15 protein-coding genes are annotated in these 15,732 nt (G+C 71.0%); 7 read left to right on the forward strand and 8 right to left on the reverse strand.

The features are described 5' to 3' along the window. Positions 1-472: 472 nt before the first annotated feature. Both ACSYGO_RS02060 and ACSYGO_RS02065 read left to right on the forward strand, forming a co-directional pair. The gene (locus tag ACSYGO_RS02060) at positions 473-1,123 is read left to right on the forward strand and encodes a CatB-related O-acetyltransferase (RefSeq protein ID WP_460385579.1); all 651 of its coding nucleotides are present in this window, start codon (positions 473-475) and stop codon (positions 1,121-1,123) included. Between the two features lie 213 nt (positions 1,124-1,336). Then, positions 1,337-2,458: a PP2C family protein-serine/threonine phosphatase gene (locus tag ACSYGO_RS02065; protein ID WP_460385580.1), complete on the forward strand. Its 1,122-nt coding sequence runs from the start codon at positions 1,337-1,339 to the stop codon at positions 2,456-2,458. Positions 2,459-2,491: 33 nt separating this feature from the next. Here the strand turns inward: ACSYGO_RS02065 and ACSYGO_RS02070 are convergent, their stop codons facing one another. From ACSYGO_RS02070 to ACSYGO_RS02080, 3 genes are all read right to left on the reverse strand, one after another. Further along, a complete protein-coding gene (locus ACSYGO_RS02070; RefSeq protein WP_460385581.1) occupies positions 2,492-2,833 on the reverse strand; it encodes a hypothetical protein in 342 nt (113 codons plus the stop codon). A 37-nt stretch (positions 2,834-2,870) separates the two neighbouring features. After that, positions 2,871-3,641: a class I SAM-dependent methyltransferase gene (locus tag ACSYGO_RS02075; RefSeq protein ID WP_460385582.1), complete on the reverse strand. Its 771-nt coding sequence runs from the start codon at positions 3,639-3,641 to the stop codon at positions 2,871-2,873. Between the two features lie 202 nt (positions 3,642-3,843). After that, a complete protein-coding gene (locus ACSYGO_RS02080; protein ID WP_460385583.1) occupies positions 3,844-4,977 on the reverse strand; it encodes an FAD-dependent oxidoreductase in 1,134 nt (377 codons plus the stop codon). Positions 4,978-5,239: 262 nt separating this feature from the next. Between ACSYGO_RS02080 and ACSYGO_RS02085 the strand changes: the two genes are divergently transcribed. Together ACSYGO_RS02085 and ACSYGO_RS02090 are read left to right on the forward strand one after the other, a co-directional pair. Continuing rightward, entirely contained in the window at positions 5,240-5,866 is a 627-nt protein-coding gene (locus tag ACSYGO_RS02085; protein WP_426681323.1) for a TetR/AcrR family transcriptional regulator, read from the forward strand. A 191-nt stretch (positions 5,867-6,057) separates the two neighbouring features. Then, entirely contained in the window at positions 6,058-6,519 is a 462-nt protein-coding gene (locus ACSYGO_RS02090; protein ID WP_426681324.1) for a cytidine/deoxycytidylate deaminase family protein, read from the forward strand. A gap of 7 nt (positions 6,520-6,526) precedes the next feature. On the opposite strand, the gene ACSYGO_RS02095 is transcribed toward ACSYGO_RS02090, so the two are convergent. Beyond that, the gene (locus ACSYGO_RS02095; RefSeq protein WP_460385584.1) at positions 6,527-7,381 is read right to left on the reverse strand and encodes an alpha/beta fold hydrolase; all 855 of its coding nucleotides are present in this window, start codon (positions 7,379-7,381) and stop codon (positions 6,527-6,529) included. A gap of 301 nt (positions 7,382-7,682) precedes the next feature. Between ACSYGO_RS02095 and ACSYGO_RS02100 the strand changes: the two genes are divergently transcribed. The 3 genes from ACSYGO_RS02100 (at position 7,683) to ACSYGO_RS02110 (ending at position 9,980) form a co-directional block, all read left to right on the forward strand. After that, positions 7,683-8,639 carry an alpha/beta fold hydrolase gene (locus tag ACSYGO_RS02100; protein WP_426681326.1) on the forward strand — a complete coding sequence of 319 codons (957 nt, stop codon included), beginning with the start codon at positions 7,683-7,685 and terminating at the stop codon, positions 8,637-8,639. Positions 8,640-8,713: 74 nt separating this feature from the next. Further along, positions 8,714-9,067, forward strand: a complete 354-nt coding sequence (locus ACSYGO_RS02105) for a hypothetical protein (RefSeq protein ID WP_426681327.1) — start codon at positions 8,714-8,716, stop codon at positions 9,065-9,067. Positions 9,068-9,482: 415 nt separating this feature from the next. Continuing rightward, positions 9,483-9,980 (forward strand): lamin tail domain-containing protein, encoded by a 498-nt coding sequence (locus ACSYGO_RS02110; RefSeq protein WP_460385585.1) that lies wholly within the window; start codon positions 9,483-9,485, stop codon positions 9,978-9,980. Between the two features lie 130 nt (positions 9,981-10,110). Here ACSYGO_RS02110 and ACSYGO_RS02115 read toward each other — a convergent pair whose 3' ends face one another. The 4 genes from ACSYGO_RS02115 to ACSYGO_RS02130 form a co-directional block, all read right to left on the reverse strand. After that, positions 10,111-11,052, reverse strand: a complete 942-nt coding sequence (locus ACSYGO_RS02115) for an L-tyrosine/L-tryptophan isonitrile synthase family protein (RefSeq protein ID WP_460385586.1) — start codon at positions 11,050-11,052, stop codon at positions 10,111-10,113. Between the two features lie 139 nt (positions 11,053-11,191). After that, positions 11,192-12,436, reverse strand: a complete 1,245-nt coding sequence (locus ACSYGO_RS02120; RefSeq protein WP_460385587.1) for a cytochrome P450 family protein — start codon at positions 12,434-12,436, stop codon at positions 11,192-11,194. 12 nt (positions 12,437-12,448) lie between these two features. Continuing rightward, a complete protein-coding gene (asnB, locus tag ACSYGO_RS02125) occupies positions 12,449-14,275 on the reverse strand; it encodes an asparagine synthase (glutamine-hydrolyzing) (protein ID WP_460385588.1) in 1,827 nt (608 codons plus the stop codon). Positions 14,276-14,291: 16 nt separating this feature from the next. Continuing rightward, a complete protein-coding gene (locus tag ACSYGO_RS02130; protein ID WP_460385589.1) occupies positions 14,292-15,689 on the reverse strand; it encodes an MFS transporter in 1,398 nt (465 codons plus the stop codon). Between the last annotated feature and the right edge of the window lie 43 nt (positions 15,690-15,732).

Here is a 15,732-nt window from a genome sequence, read left to right on the forward strand (position 1 = left end):
ATCTGTCGACAGAACCCGCTGCACAACTGGCCTGCCCGGCAGGGCGAACGGCGAAGACGTCAGGAAGCGCGCGATCAGCCGGTCGTGCGACACAGCGCGGCGGCCACGCGGACGAGGTCCACGGCACGACGGCGGGTCAAAGGCTCCGACAACGGCATGGCGGGATGCAAACACGTGGGGCGGAGGGTGTCAACGGGACGTCCACGCAGGCACACCGTGACATGGGACGGGGTGAACGTACCTCTGGCGGCGTGGAGTTGGCTGCTCGCACCTCGACGGCCTTGCCTTTGACGCCGACGTGAGGGTCCAGCGTCCGGGCGCCCACGGCCGACGGCCGACGGCCGACTGCACTCCGCCGGGCGATCTCCTGGCGTCGCACACCCACGCACTGCCGTAAATCGATGCCCTTCACGCGTCAGTGTCGCGATCATGGAGCGGTCACTGCCCGGTTGCCCAGGAGGAGTCCCTCGTCATGCCCGTCCCCGCCGACCCGACAGTGCTCCATCCGATGCCCGAGCAGCCGCGGGTGGTGCTCCTCAAACCGTTGGTGACGTCTCCGCTGATCGAGGTCGGGGAGTACTCCTATTACGACGACCCGGACGACCCGACGGCGTTCGAGACGCGCAATGTGCTGTACCACTACGGGCCGGAGAAGCTGATCATCGGCAAGTTCTGCGCGCTGGGCACGGGCGTACGGTTCCTCATGAACGGCGCCAACCACCGCATGGACGGCCCGTCGACCTTCCCGTTCCCCACCATGGGCGGTTCCTGGGCCGACCACTTCGACCTGCTCACGGACCTGCCGAACCGTGGGGACACCGTCGTCGGCAACGACGTCTGGTTCGGCCACGGGACGACGGTCATGCCCGGCGTGCGGATCGGGCACGGGGCGATCATCGCCTCGGGTGCCGTCGTGACCGGCGACGTACCCGACTACGGCATCGTCGGCGGCAACCCGGCCCGCCTCGTCCGCACCCGCTACGACGACCGCGACATCGCCCGGCTCCTGGCGGTGGCCTGGTGGGACTGGCCGGCCGAGCACATCACCGAACACGTGCGGACGATCATGTCGGGCAGCGTCGCCGATCTGGAGAGAGCCGCTCCTGATGCCCAGGACCTGTGAGGGGTGGAAGTGGACGGAGCGCGCGCCGCGGACCGTGAGCACAGGCGCACCATATGTGACCCCATCACCTCTAAGTACGGTTCATAACGCTGCATCCACTCAGGGATCCGGGGTTGCTCCGGCAGAGCGGGGCGCTTGCGCACCGCTCTGCCGGAGCCCGCGGCGCCGGAGTGGCGGAAGGCCGCACTCGGAGGCAAGTGCAAGGCTTGATGCATGGCTCTTCGACCGTGGACGGAGCTCCGGCAGTCCTGGCGGCCGGGACACGCCCCCGCGCTGGTGGTCATCCCGCTGGTTCTGATCGTCGCGGTCTGTGTGATCGACATCCTGGCGCCGGCACACATCCACCTCGGCCCGCTGCTCGTGGCGGCCCCGGCGATCACGGTGGCCTTCGCCGGCGCTCGCGTGACGGCACTCATGGGGGCCCTCGCCGTCGGAGCACAAGTCCTGATCGGTGCCCTCAGAGGGGTCCTGTCCACCGCGAACCTCATGGCCCAGATCGCCGCCCTGGTCGTGATCTCCGTCCTCTGCGTCGCCTTCTCCCTGGTGCGCCGGGGGCGCGAGCGGCAATTGCACCGCGTGCGGTCGGTCGCCGAAGTCGCCCAGAGCGTCCTGCTGCAGCCGCTGCCGGCACGCAGTGGCCCGCTACGGATCGCCGCCCGGTATCTCCCGGCCGAGGAAGAAGCCGATCTCGGCGGGGACCTGTACGCGGCCGCCCGGACCGCCCACCGCAGCACCCGGCTCCTCATCGGTGACGTCCGCGGCAGCGGTCTGGGCGCGATCGACAACGCCGCCCTGCTGCTGGGGGCCTTTCGCGCGGCCGCTCATCGGCAGGCCACCCTCCCCCGCCTCGCCGTCCACCTGGACGCGGCCTTCCGCTGGGACGCCGGCCAGTGGCGCGGCGAGACCGAGCAGGACACCGACGAGGACTTCGCCACCGCGACCCTGCTGGACATCCCCGACCACGAGGCGCTCGTGCACCTCATCTCCTGCGGCCATCCGCCGCCGCTCCTGCTCCGCGGTCGGAGCGTCACCACGGTCGCGGCCCGGACGAGCCACCTGCCGATCGGTTTCGGCGGGCTCTGCGACCCCGACGACTACGACGTCGAGACCTTTCCGTTCGAGGTCGGCGACCTGCTGCTCCTCTACACCGACGGAGTCATCGAGGCACGCGATGCCGACGGTGCCTTCTATCCGTTCGCCGAGCGACTGCCCAAGTGGTCCGAGGAGGAACCCGAAGATCTTCTGCGCCTCCTCCAGGACGACCTGCTCGCCCACGTCCACGGCCACCTCGACGACGACGCGGCCGTGGTCGCGATCCGCCGACTCTCCCCCTGACCCGCCTCCCGGTCGCGCCCCTCCCCCGTGCCGTCAGCCGAGGTCTTCACGGTCGGCGATGATGTCGGTCTCGTACTGGTCGATGATCTGTTGCGGGCTGCGGCCGGTGTGGCGTGCGAGGTCGTTGACGGCCGTGGTCGCCCAGTTCGCCACCGACAGCGCCAGGGCCATCAACCTGTCGTCGCCGTAGGTGTTCTTGACGCCGAGCAGGTAGGCGAGATTCAGGCACGGGACCAGTCGGGCGTCGTCGTCGTGACCGGTGCTGGTGCGGAGCATCTCGATGGTCGTCCGCGTGGCTTCCTCGTGCTCCGGCAGCAGCCGCTGCTGTTCGACCTGCACCTGGGCGATCATCTTGCGGCGTGCGAACGGGTCCACCCTGTGCCCCTCTCCGCGGGATGCGTCTGTGCCGTGGTCACGGGGTGGCGCGCAGGAGCACGAGCGAGCCGTCGTAGGTCGGCCGGCCGCGGAGGTGGCCGAAGGCCTCGTCCCAGGCGCCCGAGCCCAGGGCACGGCGCAGGGAGGTGTCGAAGTCCTGGCGGGCCCGGTCGTCGACGAAGCTCCAGGCCGAGCAGGCCTGGCGGGCCTCGGGGTTCAGGAGGAGTTCGGGACGGCCGTAGTACGCCTCGTTGAACCCGTCGGTGCAGTCCAGCGGGACGGGCACCGGCCGGACGGTGGTCGTGCCGCCGAGCGCTGCGGCGAGCCGGTCCAGCGGCGGGTAGCGGCGGGCTTCGGTCTCCAGCACGTCGGGGGCGTACTCGTAGAGCCAGAAGTCGCGGACGCGCGCCGGGTCGCAGGTCAGGACGACGACGGGGCCGCGGGTGACACGGCGCATCTCGCGCAGCCCGGCTTCGGCGTCGGACCACTGGTGGACGCTGAAGAGGGTCATGGCCGCGTCGAACTGCCCGTCGGAGAAGGGCAGGTCCTCGGCGACGGCGTCGATGGCGGTGGCGAGTCCGGCGGGACGCCGGACCCGCATGGCCGGCGAGGGTTCGACGGCGGTGATCGTGTGCGCGGCGGTCTCGTACGAGCCGGTGCCCGCGCCGACGTTGAGGACGGTACGCGCGCCGCCCAGGGCTTCGGCGATCACCTGGGCGATGCGTTCGTCGGGGCGGCGGTGGGCGGCGTACGTGGAGCCGATGGCGTTGTGGTCGACGTCGCCGGCGCCACCGTCGAAAGTACGCATGACCATGCTGACCTCGCCTCTTGGCCGGTCGGGGCGGTGACCTCCGCACCCGGGAACATTTCTCATCTTGCATCTGCCACGCAGAATCTCATAGAAAGGTCGCGGATGCTTGGCGGAATAGCCAAAGGGGGCAGCATGTGCGCCGACACCATTGGAGTTTGTGTCGGCGCGTGGTGGGTCACCGACAGCGGCTGATGGAGAGTCAGCGACTGCCTTCGGAGGCGAAGTCGGGCAGCTCGGTGGACAACAGGTCTTCGGCCGCGCCGTCGAGGAGCTCTGCCGTCTTCACGGAGCGGGGAAGCATCGTCTTCTCGTAGGCGTGGACCGCGTCGCCGACGGTGTCGTGGTGCGCGAGAGCGAGGGCGAGTTCACAGGCGTCCAGCATGGCGAGGTTGACGCCGACGCCGAGCGGGGGCATGAGGTGGGCGGCGTCGCCGAGCAGGGTCACGGTGGGGTTGTGCTCCCAGGTGTGCGGGACGGGCAGGGCGCGGATCGGGCGGTCGACGTAGGGGCCGTCGTTGTCGGTGATCAGCCGGCGCAGGTGGGGCGACCAGTCGCGGTAGCGCTGCAGGAGGAGGGCACGGATGCCGTCGGTGTCGAGGGGAGCGAGACCGGCGGCACTGATCCAGTCGGCCGGGACACGCTGGATGAGGTAGACGCGGATGTGGTCGCCGCTGTTGCGCTGGGCGAACAGACCGCGGTCGCCGTCGGCTGCGGCGGCGCTGCCCCGGCCGACCAGTTCGGCGATGTGGGGGTGCTGCTTGTCGACGTCATGGAACCAGGCTTCCAGGAAGCTCACGCCGCTGCACCGGGGCGTGGCCGGCGAGAGGGCGCGGCGGACCTTGGACCAGGCGCCGTCCGCGCCGACGACGAGGTCGGCTTCGACGGTGGTGCCGTCGGTGAAATGCAGTTGCCGGGGGCCATCGGCGGGGCCACTGACGTCCCGCAGGGTGTGGCCCCAGTGCACGGTGCCGGGCTGAAGCGAGTGGAGCAGCAGGTCGCGCAGCCGTCCGCGGTCGATCTCGGGCTTGAACCGCTCGCCGTCCTCGGGGACATGGTGGAAGAGGACCGTCCCGGCCGGGTCCAACTGGCGCATCTCCTGCCCTTCGGGGCGGGCCAGTTGAAAGAAGTCCTCCAGGAGTCCGGCTTCACGCAGGGCGATCTGGCCGTTGTCGGCGTGCAGGTCGAGGGTGCCGCCCTGATCGCGGGAGTCGGGGCCGGGATCGCGGTCGTGGACGGTCGCGGCGATGCCGTGCCGCTGGAGGATGCGGGCGCAGGTCAGGCCGCCGGGACCGCCGCCGATGATGGCGATGCGGGGTGCTGGATCGGTGTTCATGAGGGTGCTCCGTTCGTTCCGTGAGGCAGTGCGGCAGCGCGGCAGTGCGGCAGTGCGGTGACTGCCGCGCTGGTGGGGTGGGTGGATCAGCGGGCCGCGGTGGCGACTTGGCCGGACGGGGTCTCGGCGTACGGACCGACCGGAGGAGGGACGGCGGGGCCGGGCAGCGCCTCGCGGCCGCCGCTTCAGAAAAGCACAACAACTCAATAAGTGCAACGACTCACCTTTTGAACTTGGACAACCCAAGAGGTAGAGTGCCCTCATGCCCAGAAGCACGACCGACACCGCGGCAGGCACTCCTCCCCCGCCGATGGGGCGCCGTGAGCGCAAGAAGGCCGCCACCCGCAAGGCCATCGCCGACGCCGCTCTGCGCCTGTTCCTGGAGCGGGGATACGACGAGGTCGGCATCCGTGAGATCGCGGACGCCGCCGACGTGTCCACCACCACGCTGTTCAAGCACTTCCCGGTCAAGGAAGCCCTCGTCTTCGACGAGGACGCCGACCAGGAGGCGCGTCTGCTCGCCGCCGTCCGCGAGCGGCCCGAGGGCCGGTCCATCCCCGCCGCGCTGCGGGAACACGCCCTGACCATGCGGCTGGCCACCGCCGACAACGACCCCCGCTTCACCGCCTTCACCGACCTGGTGGCCGGCACCCCCGCGCTGCGCGACTACTCCCAGAACATGTGGCTGCGCCACACCGCGGCGCTCGCCCAGGTCATCGCCGAGGAGAGCGGCCTCGCCACGGGCGACCCCGCCTGCACCGCCCTGGCCCACTTCGCCCTCGAAGCCCCCCGGGCAGCGGCCGGCCACGACGATCCCCGTCAGGCCATCACCCGCGCCTTCGACATCCTGGAGTACGGCTGGAACGCACTCCCCCGCCCCTCGGCCTGAGCCGGCGCGCATCATCCGCCCGGCTCACCACCCTCGGAAGTCGGCCCCGAACGGCACCGGCCATGCCGACCGCAAGCAACGAAGCAGCTCGATCCGCCGCGACGTGCACCTGAGGGAACCGACAACCTCGTGCGCTCCTTTGTCGCTCGGATCGCCGTCCCCGACACCGTGAGAAGGCGGAGAAGACGACCATGCAGACCGACCTCGTCGACCACGAACTCATCCAGGCAGCGGCCCACGTCGCTCGCACCCGCTGCCGGGGCGACAACCACACCATGGCGGCCGCGGCCCGCGCCCGGGACGGCCGGATCGTCACGGCGGTGAACGCCTACCACTTCACCGGAGGGCCCTGCGCCGAACTGGTCCTCATCGGCGCGGCGGCCTCCCAGGGCGCCTACGAGCTGGAAACGATCGTCGCCGTGGGCGATCGCGACCGCGGTGTCGTGCCCCCGTGCGGCCGGTGCCGTCAGGTCCTTCTCGACTACTTCCCCGCCCTCAAGGTCATCGTGGGCGGGGAGGACCGCGTCCGAACCGTCGCCATCACCGACCTGCTCCCCGAGAGCTACGTCTGGGCCGACCACCAGCTCGACGCCGAGCAGGACACCGCTCGACGCGATCCGGCACCGTCGGCCGACCGTGGGAACGATGCCTGACGCGGTACTAGCCGGAGGTGTCCGCGGAGGTGTGTTCGAGGATGGCCGCGGCGATCGTCGACCAATCGGCACGCTCGACCCCGTGTCCGGCGTCCTCAAGCGCCAACAGCGTAGCCCCGGAGATCTGTTCGGCCAGCGCCTGACCGTGCCGAAGAGGGAACATCGGATCGGCGGCGCCGTGAATCACCAGTGTGGGCACGGCGATCGAGGACAAGGACGCATGCGACAGGTCGCCGTCCGGAAGGGCGTCGTGATGGCGGACCGCCGCGAAATCGTGCGCGCGCTCGATGTCATGACGGACAAGGGCACGGGCGGCGGCCTCGTCGAAGGGGCGCCGACCGCCGGCAAGTACGCGCGCGTACGCCACCTGATGCCCGATCACCGATTCGCCGTCCGACCAGTCGACGTGTGCGGCCGAGACGAACCGCATGAACTCCTCGGTCGGTGGGGGAAGATCGCGCTCGCCGGGCACGGCGGAGGACGTGCTGATCAGGACGAGCGAGAGCACGCGGTCCGCGTGATCGAGCGCGAGCAGTTGCGCGAGCGCCCCTCCCGCCGAGACGCCCACGACGTGCGCGGCCTGGAGTTCATGGGCGTCGAGCACTCGGGCGGCGTCCTTCACGAGGTCCGCGCCGGTGTATCCGGGGCGGCCCGGCTCGTAGGTGGCCGACCGGCCGGTGTCGCGGTGGTCGTAACGGATCACGTAGCGCCCGCCCGCGGCGAGCGTCCGGCAGAAATCCTCGTCCCACCAGAGCATCGAAGCCCCGGTGCCCATGATGAGCAGGACGGGTGGATCCGACGGGTCGCCGAAGGACTCGGTGCACAGTTCGATGCCGTCCACCTCGACCATGCGCTCGGTCATCGCTGTTCCTCCCTTTCCCGCCCCATGGTGCCCATGTGCGGAGGCACCGGTGGGGCGAAAGCCCAGACAATCGAACGGGCCCGGGGACAACGGTGCCCGTCCTGCGCCGCGTCCGAGCCCGGCCCCCTCGGCCTCCGCCTCGGTCCGCCGGTCTCGTCCTTCCGTGCGGTCCGGGTGAGTTCCGATCCTGTGCGGCCGCGAAGGCCCGGACAGACCGCGACGTCCCGCACCGTCACTCCCCCGGCCTCAGGGCCGGGACCAAGACCGCCGCCGGCACAGCGCAACCCGTACGCTCTTGCACATGATCCAGCATCGAACGCTCGACGTGAACGGGATCCGCATGCACATCGCCGAGCAGGGCGATGGCCCTCTGGTGGTGCTTCTGCACGGCTTCCCCGAGTCATGGCATTCCTGGCGGCACCAGTTCGGCCCGCTCGCCGACGCGGGCTTTCGTGTCGTCGCGCCCGACCAGCGGGGCTACGGACGCACCGACCATCCCGACGACGTCGACGCGTACACCATCCTCCACCTGGTCGGCGACGTCGTCGGTCTGATCCACGCCCTGGGCGAGGAGAAGGCGTTCGTCGTCGGGCACGACTGGGGCGCGCCGGTCGCCTGGCACACCGCACTGCTGCGGCCGGACATCGTCCGCGGGGTGGCCGGGCTGAGCGTGCCGCCGCCTTCCCGGGGAGCGGAGCCGCCGCTGGTGACCATGGACAAGAAGTTCGGCGGTCGCTTCTACTGGAACTACTTCAACCGCCCCGGTGTCGCCGACGCGGAGTTCGCGAAGGACCCGCGCACCGCATTGCGCAAGCTCTTCCACTCGGCCTCCGGTGACGCTCCCGGCGACACCAAGCAGCCGCTGGTCGACGCCGACGAGGGGTGGCTCGCGGCCATGCCGTTCCCCGAGGTACTGCCCGACTGGTTCACCGAGGACGATCTCGACGCACTCACGGAGAGCTTCTCCGAGGGCTTCACCGGCGCCCTCAACTGGTACCGCAACCTCGACCGCAACTGGGAACTGACCGCACCGTGGGACGGCGCCGTCGTCACCCCTCCCGCCCTGTACATCTACGGCGACCGCGACCCCGTGCCGTCGTTCCCGGGTACGCCCGAATTCATCGAGAGCCTCCCCGCACGGATGCCCAACCTGCACCGCAGGCCCATCGAACTGGCAGGCTGCGGCCACTGGACGCAGCAGGAACGGCCGGACGAGGTGAACGCGGCGCTCGTCGACTTCCTCGGCGCCTGCACCTGACCCGTCCGCACAGCCCCCGAACTCGCCGCACGGCCTGCCCGGTTGCTGTGCACCCACGGTGGTACTCATGGTCCATGACCACCGGAGAGAACGAGAGCGGCAGCGCATCGGAGAGGGTCGGAGTGCGCCCCTGTTCCGAGGTCGAGGCCGCCCTCAACAAGCTCACGGGCGGGCAGGGAGCCGGGTCGCCCCAGTTCCGTGCCGGGGAAGCGGCCGCGTACGAATGGGCGTTGGGGCGGTCGACCGCCTCCCCGGTCACCGCCCGGGCGGTCGAGGGCGTCCCCGACCTCAGGGTGCTGACCGCCGAACTCGACGCGGTCACCGTCCGGTTGGAGGACACCGGCTACCTGCCCGGCAGCATGGACTACGTCCGCGGGCTCCACCACGGCTTCGCCTGGCTCTGCGGATACGACACCGCGACCGGCTGACGAGCGGCCGATCCTCGGCACCGGCGTCCTTCCCACGCACGGCGAGCCGTACGGGCCGCTGGTCAGCCTCTTCCGTGCCGATGTGCCCAGCCTGCCCCCGGGCGACGGGCACTGACGGGCGCTGACGGGCACTGACGGGCACTGACGGGCACTGACGGGCACTGACGGGCGATCCTGCTCCTGCCCGGACGGGATCAGTGACGACGCCTCAAAGACTGTGGACCCGCCGTCCCAGGCGGCGGTGCCGTCTCCGTCGACGCCGACGCCGAGAGGAGCCCCCGCCGCCCGCCCAAGAGCTCGACGAGGCGCCTCACGAAGTCCGGCCTTCACACTTCCCTCACCATCCCGTCACCCATCGATCACCGGTCGGATATGCTCCTGACGCTCCATTCGCACCACCGAGGGGGGAATCCTCATGTACATACGTCATGCCGTGGCTGCCGCCGCCGCTGCGGGCACGCTCGTCGTCGCCGCTGCCGCCGTTCCGGCCCAGGCCACCGAGTACTCGTCGGCGCTGAAGATCAAGGGCGTCCAGTACGACGCGCCGGGCAGCGACTCCAACAGCTGCTCCAGCGGCAACACCAAGGACGAGTACCTGACCATCAAGAACTACTCGTCCAGCACGACCGTCAACCTCAAGGGTTACGTCGTCAAAGACGCCGTCGGGAACCACTTCACCTTCCCGGCCAATCACTACCTCCAGCCGGGCGACTACGTGAAGCTGCGCGGCGGCCGCGGCACCGACTCGGACACCAAGAACGTCGTCTACCGCCAGAACTGCAACTTCATCTGGAACAACGACAAGGACACCATCAACCTGGTCAAGTCCTCCGGCAGCAAGGCGGACATCCACTCGTACACCAAGTCGGGCTCCGACCCCGACCGCAACGGCTACGTCACCTTCCACGGCTGACCCACCGCCGTCACACGCGCACGCGCCCCGGGTGACCGGTCCAGGACGGACCGGGCCCCGGGGCGCGCTCCGTTGCCCGTGCACGCACTCCCCCGGTCTCCCCGGCCGTGCCCTCTCGGCGGCGGCGCGATCACACGTGCAGGGCCTGTTCGAAGTGGCTGGGCCTGCCTTCGCGATGGATCAGCCGCCCCTGTCGGACTCCGGTGGCACTGGGCAGGAGGGTCCAGGTGCCGTCGGTGCGACGCAGGGCCGCCGAGTGCCACGGGGTGGTCCAGGCGTCGGGGGCGTCGAGGAGGCGGATGCCGAACTTGGCGGCGCCGACCGGCTGCGGGTGGATGGACAGGCGTACCGAGTAAGGGTGGTGGTCGGCGACGAGGTCTCCCCAGGCACGGCTGCGCCGGATGACGCCGTACGCCCGCCGTCGGCAGGCGCGTTGCAGCGCCGAGCGGGTTCCCGGGTGGTCGGCGGAGTCCTCGACGAGGAAGCGGGTGATCCCGCGATAGAGCGCCAGCGCCTGGTCGTCGGCGCCGATCTCGGCCCGCAGGGCCTCCGGGGTGGGGGCGTGGTGCTCGTCGACGTGGTCGCGCCGCGCCGCGGGCGGGAGATGGCCCAGTACGTCCCGCAGGTCGAAGACCGACAGTCTCGTGAGGCCCAGCCGGCTTATCAGCAGGCGCAGTTCGTCGGCGTAGGCGTCGATGTGCTCGTCGGCGACGCCGATGAGGTCGCCGAAGACGTGGCCGTCGGAGCAGATGACGATGCGGGCGCCGGGCGGGTGGATGCGCTCGATGTCCCCGCACAGGGCGTCGAGGAAGGTGAGCGAGAGGCGTTCGCCCATGTCGGGGAGGTGGCCGAGGACCTTGGCGGGGTTGGGGGACTTGCAGGGGAAGGCGGGCAGGGTGAACACGACGGGAGCGCCTTCACGTACGAAGCCGGTGATTCTGCGCAGCTGATGAGGGAACGCCTCGGCGACGGCGCGGCCTTCGCCGGCCGTGCGGTGGTGGGGCAGGAGCAGGTTCAGGATCGCGGTGCCCGTGGCGACGGTGAGGGCGTCCGGCGTGGTCGTCAGCGGCATGTCGTTCCTCCAGGAGGCGTGCGGGCATGGCGGTACGGCGCGCCGGCACAAGTGCCGGGCGCCGTCCGCTGGGTGGGGTCGGCCCGGGGCGTCGGGTCGGGCGGTGCGACGACCTGACCCGCTCACCCGGACGCCGGGGTCAGAGGCGTCGGTCGTAGCCGACGGGCAGGTGGTCGGTGCCGCGGCCGAGGACGGCCGGTGTCCACTCGATGTCCTCGTCGTCGATGGCGAGGTGCAGGCCGGGCAGGCGGCTGAGCAGGGTGCCGAGCGCGATGCGGAGTTCGGCTCGGGCGAGCGCGGCGCCCGGGCAGAAGTGGATGCCGTGACCGAAGGCGAGGTGAGCATTCGGTGACCGGTCGAGGTCGAGGGTGTCGGGGCCGGCGAAGCGGCGGGGATCGCGGTTGGCCGCGCAGAGGGAGACGATCACCGAGTCGCCGGCGGGGACCGCGGTGCCGTACAGGTCGTCGTCCTTGTCGAAGAAGCGCCAGGTGGTCAGTTCGAAGGCACTGTCGTAGCGGAGGAGTTCCTCGACCGCGCCCGGCAGGAGAGAAGGGTTCTCGCGCAGGCGGGCGAGCTGGTCAGGGTGGCGGAAGAGGGCGACGAGTGCCGTGGTGATCTGGTTGGTGACGGGCTCCTGGCCGGCGACCAGGAGCTGGAAGATCATCGAGTCCAGCTCCTCCTGGGACAGGTCGCTGTGGTCACGGGCCACGACCAGGCGGCCGAGCAGGTCGTCCTCCTCGTGCTCGCGCTTGTGGGCGACCACCTCGGCTATGTAGCTCTGCAGGCCGTGCAGACGGGCCTCGTACAGCGGGCGTCCGGGGTCGGTGGGGCCGACCGGCTGGACGACCTTGCCCCAGTCGCGGTCGAAGCGGTCCGCCACATGCTGTGGGAGACCGATGACTTCGGCGAGGACCTGGAAGGGGAAGCGGGCGGCGAAGCCCGGCACGAGGTCGACGGGTCCGGTCTCGGGGAGCGCGTCGACGAGAGCGTCGGCGAGCTCCTGGATGCGGGGGCGGAGCCCTTCGATCCGGCGGGGCGTGAAGGCGTCCGTCATGAGACGGCGCATGCGGGTGTGCCGCGGCGGGTCCTGGTGAAGAAGGTGGGCCTGGAGCCGGGAGTGCTGGGGCTCCGGCATGATCGAGGCGCGGGCGCGCCAGCGGTCGTTGCCGCGGTCGTGGTTCTTGCCGAGGCGGTCGTCGTTCAGGGCCGCGTGGGCGGCGTCGTAGCCGGTGACGAGCCATGCCTGTACGCCGCTGGGGAACAGCACCGGGTGCACCGGGCCCGCCTCGCGCAGCCGCTCGTAGAGCGGGTAGGGGTCGGCCTTGTACGGACAGCCCATGAGCGGGACCGGTTCCGCGGTCGTCCCGGGGTCCTGGATGGTCATGAACGAGGCTCCTCAGAGAGCGAGTTCGGGCTGGTGATGGTCCAGCCACAGGGCGAGGTCGACGACGCGTTCCAGGCGTAGCCGGTGGCCCCACTCCAGTCGGTCGGGCGGGGTGTCGAGGCAGGGCTTGATGCGGGCCTCATCGGCGATCGCGCGGACCTGGTCGCGGGAGAGGGCGTCGCGGGCCATGTCCTGGAGGCCGCGGTTGTAGTCGGGGTGATGGGTGGCCGGGTAGTGATTCTTGGGGCGCCACAGGACGGAGTCCGGTGCGAGACCCGTGCCGGCCGCGCGCAGCAGGCTCTTCTCGCGGCCGTCGAAGCTCTTGAGGGCCCAGGGAGTGTCGAAGGCGTACTCGGCGAGACGGTGGTCGCAGTAGGGCACGCGGACTTCGATGCCCTGAGCCATGCTCAAGCGGTCCTTGCGGTGCAGGAGTTGACGCAGCCAGCGGGTCAGGGAGAGGTGCTGCATCTCGCGCTGCCGGTGTTCGGTGGGGGTTTCGCCGTCCACGTGGGGCACGGCGGCCAGGGCGCTCGCATAGGTGTCGTCCCGGAACTCGGCGATGCGCAGGTCGAGTTCGGGGTTCAGTGGCATGGCAGCCTCGTCGCCCGTCACCAGCAGCCACGGGAAAGTGTGCGCGGCCAGCGCTTTGGGGCTGTGGAACCACGGGTAGCCGCCGAACACCTCGTCCGCCGCCTCACCCGACAGGGCGACGGTCGAGTGCCGCCGTATCCGCCCGAACAGCAGGTACAGCGAGGTGTCCATGTCTCCGACGCCGATGGGTGAGTCGCGGGCCACGACGACCGCCCTGCGGTGCTCGGGGTCGAGCAGGGCGCGCGGGTCGAGTACGACGGTGCTGTGGTCGGTGCCGATGAAGGCACCGGCCTCGGTGGCGTAGGGGGCGTCGTGCCCGGTGCGCAGGACGTCCGCCGTGAACCGCGAGGCCTGGTCGCTGTAGTCGACGGCGTAGGAGCGGATACGGGCCTCCGGGCCTTCGCGCAGGCGGAGTTCGTCGGCGAGCAGCGCGGTCAGGACGGTGGAGTCGATGCCGCCGGAGAGCAGCGAACAGAGCGGGACGTCCGCTTCCAGCCGGCTGCGGGCGGCCGTGCCGACCAGGTCGCGGATCCGCTGGACGGTCGTGTCGCGGTCGTCGGTGTGGAGACCCGCTTCCAGTTGCCAGTAGCGGCGTTCGCGGATGCCGTCCCGGTCGAGGACGAGTACGCCGCCGGGTTCGACCTCACGGACGCCCGACCACACGGTCGGCCCGGTGTTGAACAGCAGGCTGTAGGCCTCTCGCAGGCCGTCGGCGTCCACGCGGGGCCTGATCTCCGGATGGGCGAAGAGCGCCTTGGGCTCGGAGGCGAAGGCGAGACCGCCGTCGACGGGTGCCCAGTAGAGAGGCTTGACGCCGAGCCGGTCGCGCACCAGCAGCAGCCGCTGGGCGCGCTCGTCCCAGACGGCGAAGGCGAACATGCCGTCCAGGTGTCGGGCGACGTCCTCACCCCATTCGGCACAGGCGCGCAGGACCACCTCGGTGTCGCTGCGGGTACGGAAGCGGTGTCCCAAGTTCGCCAGTCGGGACCGGAGTTCGTGGTGGTTGTAGACCTCGCCGCTGTAGCTGAGGACGAGGTCGGGTTCGTCCGGTCGGTCGGTCATCGGCTGGACACCGCCGGGCAGGTCGATGACGGCCAGCCGGCGATGACCGATGGCGGCGCGTTCGCCGAGCCAGACGCCGCCGGCGTCGGGGCCGCGCGGGGTGAGGGTGGCGGTCATGGCTTCGATGGCCGGTGCCTGGGTGCGGGCGTCGTGGTGGAAGGACGCCCAGCCGGTGATTCCGCACATTCGGGTGGCTCCTGGGTCAGTGGTGGGCGGTGGCGGTCTGCTCGGGACGCGGCGCGGGACGTCTGCCGGACAGGGCGAGCAGAGGTACGGCGAGACAGGCGGCGGTGGCGGCCAGGGCCAGCCCCGCTCGTGCCGCGTCGGTCAGAGCCCAGGCGGCGGTGGCCAGGGCCGGGCCGACGGTGAAGCCGAGGCTGCGGGCGAGCTGGACGGTGGACCCGACCGTCGCCGTGCGGTCCGGTGGAGCGGCACTCATCACGAGGGCCTGGGTGGGGCCGCCGTTCAGCCCCATGCCGATCCCGCCGAGCGCCATCCGCCAGGCCACGTCGACCGGGGTCCAGCCGTCGTGGAGCGGGAGGAGCAGGAGGAGTGCGGCGGCGGTGAGCGCGGCGCCGGCGACCGCGACCGGACGGGCGCCGTACCGGTCGGCGAGGCGTCCGCCCAGCGGGCCTGCCAGACCCATGGCGAGGGGGAAGGCGAGGACGGTCAGTCCGGTCGTGGTGGCGCTCACCCCGTCATCGCGCTGCAGGTGCAGGGCGACGACGTAGTGCATGGCGGCGAAGCCGATCGCGGAGGTCAGCACCGCGCCGTGCGTCCACAGCAGGCCCGCCGACCGAAGCACATCGGTCACCGGGCGGCCGCCGGGGCCCCGGAGCCACCACCACAGGGGCGGTACGGCCGTGAGCGCGAGGAGCAGCCACGGCGTGGCGTCCACCGCCAGGGTCGACGCCAGCAGCAGCGCCGCGACTCCGGTGGCCACCAGCAGTGCGTCGGCCACCGACCGGCGATCGGGCGCACGCAGTCTCCCGTCCTTCGGCATCGCTCTCCGGGCGACGACCAGGGCCAGCACGCAGAAGGGGATCTTGACGAAGAAGACGGAACGCCAGCCCAGATGGTCCAGCAGCAGGCCGCCCACCGCCGGCCCGGTCACCGCACCCAGCGGTCCCAGGGTCGCGGGCACGCCCATCGCCCGCCCTCGCAGCTCCGGGCGTACGGAGCGGAGCGCGAGGACCGGCATGAGCACGAACAGCACCGCGCCGCAGGCTCCTTGCGCGAAACGGGCGGCGACGAGCCAGGCCGTCCACGGAGCCACGGCGGTCAGGGCGCTGCACAGGGCGAAGCCGGCGGTAGCGGTGAGTACGGCGGGGCGCGTGCCGACGCCGTCCAGCCATCGGCCGACGGGCAACAGCAGGGCGACTACGGGGAGTTGGTAGGCCAGCACGACCCACTGGGCGGTGGCGGCGGAGACGTGGAGACCGTCGGCGATGTCCGCGAGAGCCACGTTGACGATGTTCATGTCGAGCATCGCCACGAACGCCAGCGCGCCCGCCACGGCCACCAGCAGCCAGCGGTTCCCCTCGTCGGAGCCGACGGGTATGCCGCCTGACTGCTCCGCGCCGGAACTGTGGTGTGTCACCGTTGCGCCCCTCCCCGTCTCGGGCCGGGCTGCCGGACAGCAG

This window comes from Streptomyces krungchingensis (genome assembly GCF_054729265.1).